At 68.6% G+C, this 12085-nt stretch carries 10 protein-coding genes; 9 read left to right on the top strand and 1 reads right to left on the bottom strand.

Features of this window, described 5'->3' with window-relative positions:
- The first annotated feature begins 20 nt into the window (after window positions 1-20).
- The 4 genes from RM543_RS08635 to der all read left to right on the top strand — a co-directional run bounded on the left by RM543_RS08635 (window position 21) and on the right by der (window position 6028).
- The gene (locus RM543_RS08635; RefSeq protein ID WP_311690604.1) at window positions 21-2087 is read left to right on the top strand and encodes an OmpA family protein; all 2067 of its coding nucleotides are present in this window, start codon (window positions 21-23) and stop codon (window positions 2085-2087) included.
- A gap of 273 nt (window positions 2088-2360) precedes the next feature.
- The gene (locus RM543_RS08640) at window positions 2361-3023 is read left to right on the top strand and encodes a hypothetical protein (RefSeq protein ID WP_311690606.1); all 663 of its coding nucleotides are present in this window, start codon (window positions 2361-2363) and stop codon (window positions 3021-3023) included.
- A gap of 115 nt (window positions 3024-3138) precedes the next feature.
- Complete coding sequence (locus tag RM543_RS08645; RefSeq protein WP_311690608.1) at window positions 3139-4458, top strand: PQQ-like beta-propeller repeat protein; 1320 nt, start codon at window positions 3139-3141, stop codon at window positions 4456-4458.
- 79 nt (window positions 4459-4537) lie between these two features.
- Window positions 4538-6028 carry a ribosome biogenesis GTPase Der gene (gene der, locus RM543_RS08650; protein ID WP_311690610.1) on the top strand — a complete coding sequence of 497 codons (1491 nt, stop codon included), beginning with the start codon at window positions 4538-4540 and terminating at the stop codon, window positions 6026-6028.
- Between the two features lie 121 nt (window positions 6029-6149).
- On the opposite strand, the gene serS is transcribed toward der, so the two are convergent.
- Window positions 6150-7442, bottom strand: coding sequence for a serine--tRNA ligase (serS, locus tag RM543_RS08655; protein ID WP_311690612.1), 1293 nt, complete (start codon window positions 7440-7442; stop codon window positions 6150-6152).
- A 328-nt stretch (window positions 7443-7770) separates the two neighbouring features.
- Here serS and yajC point away from each other — a divergent pair, with 328 nt between their 5' ends.
- From yajC to RM543_RS08680, 5 genes are read left to right on the top strand one after another with little or no spacing between them, the layout of a single operon-like run.
- Window positions 7771-8103, top strand: coding sequence for a preprotein translocase subunit YajC (gene yajC / locus RM543_RS08660; protein WP_198665055.1), 333 nt, complete (start codon window positions 7771-7773; stop codon window positions 8101-8103).
- Window positions 8104-8116: 13 nt separating this feature from the next.
- A complete protein-coding gene (gene secD / locus RM543_RS08665) occupies window positions 8117-9778 on the top strand; it encodes a protein translocase subunit SecD (RefSeq protein ID WP_311690615.1) in 1662 nt (553 codons plus the stop codon).
- 1 nt (window position 9779) lies between these two features.
- Window positions 9780-10757, top strand: a complete 978-nt coding sequence (gene secF, locus RM543_RS08670; protein WP_311690617.1) for a protein translocase subunit SecF — start codon at window positions 9780-9782, stop codon at window positions 10755-10757.
- Window positions 10750-11502 carry a sulfite exporter TauE/SafE family protein gene (locus tag RM543_RS08675; protein WP_311690619.1) on the top strand — a complete coding sequence of 251 codons (753 nt, stop codon included), beginning with the start codon at window positions 10750-10752 and terminating at the stop codon, window positions 11500-11502. Before secF ends, RM543_RS08675 begins: the two co-directional genes overlap by 8 nt.
- 51 nt (window positions 11503-11553) lie before the next feature.
- Window positions 11554-11907, top strand: coding sequence for an Mth938-like domain-containing protein (locus tag RM543_RS08680; protein ID WP_311690621.1), 354 nt, complete (start codon window positions 11554-11556; stop codon window positions 11905-11907).
- Window positions 11908-12085 lie beyond the last annotated feature (178 nt).

Here is a 12085-nt window from a genome sequence, read left to right on the forward strand (position 1 = left end):
AGGCAGGTCAAATGAAATTCATGGGCAAGAAAACCTTGCGCACGACGACAGCGCTGGTCGCGAGCATCTCGCTGGTCGCGCCGACGGCGCCGCTCTATGCGCAGGACGCTCTCGCGGATGCCGTGGGCGCGGAGATGTGCGAAGACGGCGAGCAGCTCATCGTCCCCGAAGCGGACGCGGAGGGTCTCGCCGGCGAGATCGAGATGCCGACGTGCTTCACCGAAGAAGAGCTGATCGAGGCCGGTGAGATCGACGATCCGGACGCCGAGACGGAAGCGGAAACCGAGGCCGAAGTCGACGCCGAGACCGACATGTCCGGCGAGGCCGATGCCGAGACGGACGAGGCCATGACCGAAGGCGAGACGGACATGTCCGCCACGGCCGAGACCACGGCCGAGACGGATGCAGAGGCCGATCCGATGGCGGACACCATGGATGAAGCCATGGACGAAACGGCCGAAACAGCCGGCGAGGTTGCTGACGAAACGGACGAGGTTGCTGAGGAAGCTGCGTCCGAAATGGAAGACGCCGCGACCGAGACGGCCGAAAGCGTCGATGACATGTCGGACGAGACGGCCGAGACGATGGACGACATGTCCGATGAAGTCGCCGAGGAGAGCGAAAGCGCTGCCGAGCAACTGCTCGACAATGCCGACTCCTCCGAGACCGAGGCTGAGGCGGACACCGAGGCTGAGACGGAGACCGACTCCGATCTCGGGTCGGCCATCGCTGCCGAGACCGACGCGCAGTCCTCCGAAGACACCGACATGACGGACGCAGAGATGTCCGACGACGACGGTGAGACGGAGGCGACTGCCGAAAACGACGGTGAGACGGCGACGACGGCCGAGGCGGACGCCGACACCACCGACGAAGACACCGACACGGCCTCCGACACGGAGTTCACCAACGAGGAAGATTCCCTCGCCGCTCTTCTCGATGAGCCCGAACTCGACGAGGAGTCGCAGGAAATCGTGGAGAATATCGGCACCGACCGTGCCGAGGATGGTTCCAGCACCTCCGCCGCGGTCCAAGCCGAGGAATCCGGCGAGGCAGATGCCGAGGACGAGAGCGTCGAGGTGACGGAGGAAACCGTTACCGAGGCCGACAGCCGGTCGTCCGCCGAGGAATTCATCAACCAGCTCACGACCAATGCACGCAACAACGATGACGATGACGACGACGATGGCCTTACCACCGGTCAGAAGGCCGCCATCGGCGTTCTGGGCGCACTTGCCGTGGGTGCGGTCCTGTCCAACAACCGCCGCGTCGTCGCCAATTCCGGCGACCGTGTCGTGGTCGAGCGTCAGGATGGCAGCTACGACGTTCTGAAGGACGACAACGCCCTTCTGCGTCAGCCGGGCAACGAAGTGCAGACCCGCACCTACGACGACGGCTCCAGCCGCCAGATCGTCACCCGCCCCGACGGGACCCAGATCGTCACGCTGCGCGATTCCCAGCTGCGCGTCCTTCGCCGCACGAAGGTCTTTCCGGACGGTGAGCAGGTCGTTCTCTTCGACGACACCGGGTCCGTCCAGCAGGTGAACGTCCAGACCCTGCCGGAGAACCAGCAGCCCGTCTTCAACTTCGCGGACAATTCGACCTCCGACGAAGCTGCCCTGCGCCGGGCTCTGTCCACGCAGGTCAACACCGATCGCAGCTACGCGCTCTACCAGGTGCGTGACATCCGCCAGGTGCGCGAGCTCGCGCCGGCGATCGACGTCGAGGCGATCACCTTCGCCTCGGGCTCCTCGGCCATCTCCCCGGATGAAGCGCGCACGCTGGTGCAGCTCGGCCGTGCGATCAGCGACACGATCGCGGACAATCCGCGCGAGATCTTCCTCGTCGAAGGTCACACCGATGCCGTGGGCAACGCCGCCTACAACCTCGGACTGTCCGACCGCCGCGCGGAGAGCGTCGCCCTGGCCCTGACCGAGTACTTCGACGTTCCGCCGGAGAACCTCGTGACCCAAGGGTACGGTGAGCAGTTTCTGAAGGTGGAAACGCTGTCCGCCGAACCTGCGAACCGCCGTGCCACGGTGCGCCGGATCACGCCGCTCCTGCAGCAGACGGCCTCCGTCCGGTAAGCGGACGACATCGCGAAGATGAGAGGCGCGGGGGGGATATCCTCCCCGGGCCTTTTTTTTCGTGCCGCGAGGGGCCCGATTGGCGAAAGAGGGCCCCTTCGGCCCGGCGTCTTTTCCCGCGTCTTGCGGCATCCCGAGCCCGCCGGACACCGCAACGTGCGCCCGCGCCGAGATGCGCAGGCGCACCCGGGGTTGGCATCGCGTCTGGCGATCGGCTAAAGAGGCGCGGCAAGACAAGGGGGCTGGATCGCTCCCGGGGGCAGGCAGGGGCGCATGAGCAACAACGAAAGCTTCATCGACGAGGTGAACGACGAGGTTCGCCGGGACCGGCTCTTCAGGATGATGAAGCGCTGGGGCTGGATTCCGATCCTTCTCGTCGTGCTGCTCGTGGCCGGTGCCGCCTGGTACGAATATCGCCAGTCCCGCGAGATCGCGGAAGCCCGCGCGTTCGGGGATGCGGTCCTCACCGCACTCGAACTTCCCGACGACACCGCCCGCACCGATGCGCTGGCCGAGATCCGCGCCGCGGAAGGCGAGATGCCGGTCCTGTCGCTTCTTCTGGCTGCCGAACGGCTCGCCGGAAGCGATCCCGAAGCCAGCGCCGAGGCCCTGCGCCCGGTGGTGGCGGACACCGATATTTCGCGCATCTACGGTGACCTGGCTGCCTTCAAGATGGTGCTCTTGGGCGAGGCCGGCGGCGTGGACGACACGACGCGCACCCAGCTTCTTGACCGCATCGCGACCCCCGGCGCGCCCTACAGGGCGCTGGCGATGGAGCAACAGGCCATCGATCTCGCCGCGGCGGGCGAGGACGACCGCGCGCTGGAGCTGGCGCAGTCGCTGCTCGACGAGCCGAACCTGACCCAAGGCTTGATCCGGCGCGTGACGCAGTTGATTGTGGCGCTCGAGGGCGAACCGAGCTCCGAAGCGGGCTGACGGCCGCGCCGAGATAGCCACGCCCCCCCGAGCACGGGGGCAGCGCCTCCCGGCCAAGGCGGGGGGCAGGACGCGACAGAACCGGGGCATACCCGGAGGCACGAGGGACGAAGGCGTGAAGGCATTCAGCATTCTGGCGGGAGCGGCACTGGCCAGCCTCGCGCTCACCGGCTGCAACCGTGAGACGATCCTCCCCGGAGAGCGCGTCGGCGTTCGAGACGTGCTCGACATGGGCCGTGTCGAAGGGGAGTTGCCGCCCGCCGGCGCCCGCGCCTTCGCCGCTCCGGCGCAGGTCAACCATTCCGAATGGACGCACCGGAACGGCACCGCACGCCACGAGATCCAGCACCCCGCCCTCGGTGCCTCCCTCTCCCGGATCTGGACGGCGAATATCGGCGAGGGAGACACCCGCAAGCAACGCATCACCGCCGATCCCGTCGTCTCCGGCGGCCGCGTCTTCACCCTCGACAGCGTGTCCACCGTCAGCGCGCACAGCACGTCGGGCGCGCTTTTGTGGAGCCGCAATCTTCGTCCCGCGGGCGAGAGCAGCCGCGGCGCATCCGGCGGCGGTCTCGCGATCGGGGGCGGTCGGCTCTTCGTCTCGACCGGCTACGGCGAACTCCGCGCACTCGATCCGGCCACCGGCGCCGAGATGTGGGAGCAGGAATTCGACGGCCCGATCTCCGGCGCGCCGACCGTAATGGGCGATCTGGTCTATGTCTCCACGCGCGATGCACGCGCGTTCGCCGTCGGCGCCGCGAACGGACGCCTTCAATGGCAGGTCGCCGCCGCGCCGACGGACAGCGTGATGGTCAACGGCGCGGGCCCCGCCGCCTCGGGTGCCGCGGTCGTCTTCCCGTTCGGCTCGGCCGAACTCGTCACCACGCTGCCCCGGGGCGGTCTCCAGATCTGGAACGCGACCCTTGCGGGCAAGCGCCTCGGCCGCGCCTGGGCCGGCGTCACGGACATCACCGGCGATCCGGTGATCGACGGCAACGTCGTCTATGCCGGCAGCCCCTCCGGCCGCGTCGCCGCGTTCGAACTGGGCACCGGGGAGCGTCTCTGGACCGCGCGAGAGGGAGCGATGAGCCCCGTCTGGCCCGCCGGCGGATCGGTTTTCCTCGTGTCCGACATCAACGAGCTCGTGCGGCTCGACGCGGCAACCGGCCAGAAGATCTGGGCGAACCCGCTTCCCTTCTTCACCAACGATGCCCCGAAGCGCCGCCGGGACATCTACACCCATTACGGGCCGATCCTTGCCGGCGGGCGGCTCTGGGTCGGCTCCTCGGACGGTCTCCTCCGGGCCTTCTCCCCCGAAACGGGCGCTCTCGCGGCGCAGGTCGAGCTGCCGGGCGGCGCGAGCACGAACCCGGTCGTCGCGGGCGGGACGCTCTACATCGTTTCGGGATCGGGGCAGCTTCACGCCTACCGCTGAGGGCGATGCACAGACCCGAGCGGCATTTACAGAGGGGGCGAAGCCCGTGTAAGGGGCCGATCCTGACCGGAGCACCGCCATGACCTTTTCGCTCGCCCTCGTGGGCCGCCCCAACGTGGGCAAGTCCACCCTCTTCAACCGCCTCGTCGGCAAGCGCCTCGCGCTGGTGGACGACCGTCCCGGCGTCACCCGCGATCTGCGGGAGGGGGAGGGCCGTCTCGGCGATCTTCGGTTCACCGTCATCGACACGGCCGGTCTCGAGGAGGCAACGGACGAAAGCCTCGAGGGACGGATGCGCAAGCTCACCGAGCGGGCGGTGGCCGAGGCGGATGTCTGCCTCTTCATGCTCGACGCCCGCGCGGGCGTGACCCCGACGGACGAACTCTTTGCGGGGATACTTCGCAAGGGCGCGAAGAACGTGCTTCTCGCGGCCAACAAGGCCGAGGGCAGCGCCGCCGATGCCGGCATCTTCGAGGCCTACGGTCTCGGCCTCGGTGAGCCGATCCGCCTGTCCGCCGAACACGGCGAGGGCATGTCGGACCTTCATGCCGCGCTCATGCCGCTGGCCGATGCCTATGCCGAGCGTGCCGCGAACGAGGCGCCCGAAACGGACGTCACCCTGCGGGACGATCTGGAGGACGAGGACGGCGAGGATTTCGAGGCGCCGAACCCCCGCGCCGCCATCACCGCGGCGCGCCCCCTTCAGGTTGCGGTGGTGGGCCGTCCGAATGCCGGCAAGTCCACGCTGGTGAACAAGATCCTCGGGGAGGATCGCCTGTTGACCGGCCCGGAGGCCGGCATCACCCGCGACGCGATCTCCCTCAGGATCGACTGGAAGGACGTGCCCATGCGCGTCTTCGACACCGCGGGGATGCGCCGCAAGGCGAAGGTGGTGGAGAAGCTGGAGAAGCTCTCCGTCGGCGATGGTCTCCGCGCGGTGAAGTTCGCCGAGGTTGTGGTGATCCTTCTCGACGCGGAAATCCCCTTCGAAAGCCAGGATCTCCGGCTCGCCGACCTCGCCGAGCGGGAGGGCCGGGCGGTCGTCGTCGCGGTGAACAAGTGGGACGTCGAGGAGGACCGGCAAGGCAAGCTGGCCGAACTGAAGGAGTCCTTCGAGCGCCTCCTGCCGCAGCTTCGCGGCGCCCCCCTCGTCACCGTATCCGCCAAGACCGGCCGTGGCCTCGACCGGCTGCACGACGCGATCCTGAAGGCACATGACGTCTGGAACCGGCGCGTCCCGACGTCCCGTCTCAACCAGTGGCTCTCGGCGATGACCGAAGCGCACCCGCCGCCGGCGCCCGGCGGCCGCCGCATCCGCCTGCGCTACATGACGCAGGCGAAGACCCGGCCGCCCGGCTTCGTGCTGATGTGCTCCCGGCCCGAGGCGCTCAACGATTCCTACCGGCGCTACCTCGTGAACGGGCTGCGCGCCGATTTCGACATGCCGGGAACGCCGATCCGTCTCTTCGTGCGCGGGCAGGGGGACCAGAACCCCTACAAGAACCGCACGAAGTCCACGCCCTCACGTCTGCGCAAGCACCTCGGCAAGGGGCCGGCTGGCGGCTACTGACGGACCGCGGGTCCGCTGCCGCGCGCCTTTACGCCTCCGGGGGGCTACGCCCGGGGCCCTTCATCTTTCGAGAAATACCCCGGGGGGAGCCGGAGGCGGGGGGCAGCGCCCCCCTTGACCCTCAGACCAGTTCGCCGGCGGCGGAAAGATGGGTCCGGCCGCCGAGCCACGGGGCGAGGGCTTCCGGCAGGGCCACGGAGCCGTCCTCGCGCTGGCCGTTCTCCAAGACCGCGATGAGGGTGCGCCCGACGGCGAGGCCGGAGCCGTTCAGCGTATGGACGAAATCCGGCTTGCCGCCGCCCTCGGGGCGGTAGCGTGCATTCATCCGGCGCGCCTGGAAATCGCCGCAGAAGCTGACGGAGGAGATCTCACGGTAGGTGTCCTGTCCCGGCAGCCAGACTTCGAGGTCATAGGTCTTGCGGGCGCCGAACCCCATGTCACCGGCGCAGAGGGTCATCGTGCGGTAGGCGAGGCCGAGGCGGTCGAGGATGTCCTCGGCGCATCCGCGCATCCGCTCCAGCTCCTCCTCGCCTTTGTCCGGATGCGTGACCGAAACCATCTCCACCTTCTCGAACTGGTGCTGGCGCAGCATCCCGGAGGTGTCCCTCCCGGCGCTGCCGGCTTCGGAGCGGAAGCAGAGCGAATGGGCGGTCATGCGGCGGGGCAGGGTGGCCTCGTCCAGGATATCGCCCTGCACGATGTTCGTCAGGGTCACCTCCGAGGTCGGGATCAGCCAGAGCCCCTCGCGCAAGAGGTAGCTGTCCTCGCCGAACTTCGGAAGCTGGCCGGTGCCGATCATGGCCTCCTCGCGGACCATGACCGGACCGTTCACCTCCAGGAGCCCGTTCTCGGAGATATGCGTCTCGAGCATGAACTGGGCGAGGGCGCGATGGATGCGGGCGATGGCGCCGGTCAGAAGGACGAAGCGGGCGCCCGACAGCTTGGCGGCAGTCTCGAAATCCATGCCGGCGCGGATGCCGGGGATATCGAAATGCTCCTTCGGCGCGAAGTCGAAGCTCGGCGGCGCGCCGCGGCGGTGCAACTCGACATTGCCGTCTTCGTCCTCGCCCTCCGGCACATCCGCAAGCGGCAGGTTCGGCAAGCCGAGCAGCTCGGCGCGCAATTCAGCGTCGCGCGCCTTGGCCTCCTCGTCGAGGCGGGCGATCTCGTCCTTCTTCTGTCCGACGAGGGCGCGCAGGCGTTCGAACTCGGCCTCGTCGCCGGAGGCCTTCGCCTTGCCGACTTCCTTGGAGGCCGCGTTGCGCTCCGCCATCGCCGCCTCGGAGCGGGTGATCGCATCGCGCCGTGCGGTGTCGAGGGCGAGAAGGCGCTCCGAAGCCGCCGCCACGCCGCGCCGGGCAAGGCCGGCGTCGAAGGCGGCGGGATCGTCGCGGATAAGGCGGATATCGTGCATGTCGCGGGCTCGCTGCTGTCCTGACTGATGTCTGGACCGCCTTATGGCGCATCGAGACGCCGGGAGGAACCGCCGAGATGGCGCGGGGGCGGGGGACGGGTGCGGAGAAGGCGACGGGCGCGGGCTCCGCACCGTGGCGCAACGGACGTGACCGGCGGGGTGAGGCGGCACCCTGTCCCGCGCCTCTATGCCGCGCCCCTTGCGGCCCTGCCCAGGGCAGCTTGAGCCTTGAGCGTCTTGCACCAGAGGCGACCCCGCCATAGGTTGCCGGCCAATTCGCCAGATGCCCGTGAGGGCCCGGCCGACCCGTCACGAGAAGGAAGTCCAGATGTTCGCAACGCCCGCCTACGCACAGGCTGCCGGCGCCGGTGGGGCAGGAGCCCTCATGCAGTTCCTGCCGCTCATCCTCATCTTCGCCATCATGTGGCTGCTGCTGATCCGTCCCCAGCAGAAGAAGGTGAAACAGCACCGCGCCATGGTGGAAGCGCTGCGCCGCGGTGACATGGTCGTCACGCAGGGCGGGCTGATCGGCAAGGTCTCCAAGGTCAAGAGCGACGACGAGCTCGAGATCGAGCTGTCCGAAGGCGTCCGGGTCCGCGTGGTGCGCGCGACGATCGCGCAGGTCATGTCCAAGACCGAGCCCGCCCAGGCCGAGAGCTGAGGCTGACAGGCACATGCTGAAGATCCCGCTTTTTACCCGGCTGGTCATCATCGGGCTGGTTCTGGCGGGGCTCATCGCCGCCCTGCCGAACGTCTTTTACGACCGGGTCGAAACCCACAACGACGCGCTGCGGACCATTGAGACCGCCGGCGCGACGGCCGAGGCGGAGGCCGATGCCTCCGTCTGGCCGAGCTTCCTCCCGGCCAACCTCGTCAACCTCGGCCTCGACCTTCGGGGCGGGGCCTACCTTCTTGCCGAGGTTGCCGTGGATCAGGTCTACGGCGACAGGATGGACGCCTACTGGCCCGAGATCCGCGATGCCCTGCGCAGCGAGCGCGACACCGTCGGCGCGATCCGCAGGGTAAATGCCCCGGAGGGCCAGCTTCGACTGCAGATCGAGAATGCGGACGGCATGGCCACCGCGCTGCAGGTCGTGCGCAACATCTCTCGCCCCGTGGTCAGCCTCACCGGCGCCGGCTCGAACGACATCGAGGCGAGCGCCAGCGACAACGTGATCACCGTGCAGCTCTCCGAGGCGGAGCGGGTCGCCACCGACGACCGCACCATGCAGCAGAGCCTTGAGATCATCCGCCGCCGCGTGGACGAGGCCGGCACCCGCGAGCCCTCCATCCAGCGGCAGGGCGCCGACCGCGTGGTCATCCAGGTCCCGGGCGTCGGCTCCGCGCAGGAGGTCAAGGACCTCATCGGCACGACGGCGCAGCTCACCTTCAACCCGGTCGTCACGCGGACGACCAATCCCAACGAGGCCCCCGGGCCGCTCAACGTGCTCCTGCCGGCGGCTGACGAGGAGGGCGTCTACTACGTCATCGAGCAGTCGCCCGTCGTCACCGGCGAGCAGCTCACCGACAGCCAGCCGACCTTCGACCAGAACGGCCGCCCGGCCGTCTCCTTCCGGTTCAATCCGCAGGGCGCCCGCCGCTTCGGGGATTACACCCAGGAGAACATCGGCTCCCCCTTCGCGATCGTGCTGGATGACGAGGTGATTTCCGCCCCGGTCATCCAGGCGCATATCGCCGGCGGCTCCGGCATCATCACCGGCAACTTCTCGGTCCCGGAAAGCAGCAATCTCGCCGTGCTTCTGCGCGCCGGCGCGCTGCCGGCCGAGATCTCGTTCCTTCAGGAACGCTCCATCGGTCCCGAGCTCGGCGCCGACAGCATCCAGGCGGGCACCATCGCCTGCATCGTGGGCGGGATCGCGGTTCTGGCCTTCATGTGGGCGAGCTACGGTCTCTTCGGCTTCTTCGCCAACATCGCGCTGATCATCAACGTGGGCCTGATTTTCGGGCTTCTGTCGCTCATCGGCGCCACGCTCACCCTGCCGGGCATCGCCGGGATCGTGCTCACGATCGGCATGGCGGTGGATGCCAACGTGCTCGTCTTCGAGCGCATCAAGGAAGAGCTGAAGACGGCGCGGGGTCCGGCACGGGCCATCGAGCTGGGCTACGAGCGGGCGATCAGCGCCATCGTGGATGCCAACATCACCACCTTCATCGCGGCCGTCATCCTCTTCACGCTCGGCTCCGGCCCGGTTCGCGGCTTCGCCGTCACCCTCGGCCTCGGCATCGTGACCTCCGTCTTCACGGCGATCTGGGTCACGCGCCTGATCGTCGTGACGTGGTTCGAGCGCCGCCGCCCCAGGACGATCGAGATCTGACATGCGTTTGAGACTTGTTCCCCAAGAGACCGACTGGAACTTCTTCAAGTTCTGGAAGATCACCTTCGGCGCGTCGGTCCTGGCGGTCATCGCCTCCATCGTGCTGTTCTTCACCGTCGGTCTGAACCTCGGCATCGATTTCCTCGGCGGGACCACGATCCGCACCGAGAGCCCGGCGGCGGTGGATGTGGGCGAATATCGCTCCGCCCTCGCCGAGCTTGGCCTCGGGGACGTGGCGATCACCGAGGTGTTCGACCCCTCCTTCGGCCCGGACGAGAACGTCGCCCAGGTGCGTATCCAGGCGCAGGAGGGCGAGGAAGCCATCACGGAGCAGAATATCGTCACCGTCGAGGCCGCGCTTCAGGAGGTGAACCCGGAGATCCGCTTCACCTCGGTGGAGAGCGTCGGGCCCGAAGTGTCCGGCGAGCTGATCTGGGACGCGGTCCTCTCCGTTCTGGCGGTGATGGGCGCGGTCCTGGTCTACGTCTGGCTGCGCTTCGAGTGGCAGTTCAGCGTGGGCGCCGTCGCGGCCCTGATCCACGACGTGATCGTCACCATCGGCATCTTCTGCCTGCTGCAGCTTCCGTTCGATCTGTCGATCATCGCGGCGCTCCTGACCATCGTCGGCTATTCGCTGAACGATACCGTCGTCGTGTTCGACCGGGTTCGCGAGAACCTGCGGAAGTTCAAGACGATGCCGCTCCGGCAGCTGATGAACCTGTCGCTGAACGAGACACTGAGCCGCACGGCGATGACCTCCTTCACCACGCTGATCGCGCTCATCGCCCTCTATATCCTCGGCGGCGACGTGATCCGCGGCTTCGTCTTCGCGATGATCTGGGGCATCGTCATCGGCACCTACTCCTCCGTCTTCGTCGCCGGCACGATCCTCCTGCGTCTGGGGGTGAAGCGGGACTGGTCGAAGGAGAAGGGCGGGGACAGCCCCGCCGGAACGCAGTTCACCAGCTCCGATGCCTGACGCGATCCTGGCGGCCCTGGCCCTTCCGGGGGCCGGGGTCGTCGCCGGCGCCGCCCTTGTCGCTGGCTTCGTCTACGGTTTCGCGGGGTTCGGCGCCTCGCTCGTCTACATGCCCGTGGCAGGCCTCGTCCTGGGGCCGGAGGCGGCGGTCGTCACCTTCGTCCTCTCCGGTCTCGGTGCCCTGGTCTCGGTGCTGCCCGGCGCGCTTCGGATCGCGGACGGGAGGGGCCTTGCAACCACGCTGGCCGGCGCCATCGCCCTTTTGCCGGTCGGGCTCGTCATCCTCACCACGGTCGACCCGGTGCCGCTTCGCTGGGCGGTCTGCACGATCATCGCGGCAACGCTGGTGGCGCTCGCCTTCGGCTGGCGCTACCAGACCCGCCCCCACTGGACCGCGCGTCTCGGCGTCGGGGTGACGACGGGGGTGCTCGGCGGAGCGACGGGGCTCATGTCCCCCATCCTGATCCTCTTCCACCTGAGCGGCGACCGCCCCCCGCGGGAGATCCGCGCCGAGACCGGCGCCTTCCTCGCGATCCTGAACGCGGCGCTCCTGCCGGGCCTGTGGTGGCGGGGCGTGGTGAGTGCGGAGCTCCTCTGGCTGGGGCTCCTGCTCCTGCCGCTCTACACGCTCGGAAGCTGGGCGGGGACAGCCGCCTTCACCCCGGCATCGGGACCGCGTTACCGCCCCTTTGCCTATGCCGTGGTGGCAGGCTCGGTGCTGATCGGACTTCCCATCTTCGACTGAAGGCCCGCCGCGCCTATATCGGGGGGCGACGAAGCGAGAAGGAGACCATCCATGCAGATGACCGACATGCAGTTCGGGGCCGCGCGCCCGGTGGACGGCTACGGGCCGGGCTTCTTCCGCGTTGCCGGGGAGGTTCATCACGGGCCGATGATCGCCGCGCCGGACGGCGTCCATCCCTGGCGCGGCATGGAGGCGCCGGAGGAGATCGCGGCGCTGGCGGGGCAGGTCGACGTGGTTCTGCTCGGAACGGGCGCGGACCCGGCACATCTGCCCGCGGAGTTCCGCGCCGCGCTCGAGGAGGCCGGGATCGGCGTCGATGCCATGGCCTCCCCCTCCGCCTGTCGCACCTACAACGTCTGCCTTGCCGAGGGGCGGCGGGTCGCGCTGGCGGCACTCCCGGTCTGACCTGGGCCCGCTCGGCATTTCCTCTGGTCCGCCCCCGCGGCTTGGGCTAGAGGGTGGGGCATGGGCATGACGTCTCACCTTCTCCGCCGCCGACGCGGCGCCTGACGGACCCGCCGGTTCACCGGCCGGGGCGCCACTCTTTTGCGCCCCATGTTGACAGCCCCTCGCCCTCGCGGCA

Source organism: Tropicimonas omnivorans (assembly GCF_031846565.1).
GTDB lineage: Bacteria > Pseudomonadota > Alphaproteobacteria > Rhodobacterales > Rhodobacteraceae > Tropicimonas_B > Tropicimonas_B omnivorans.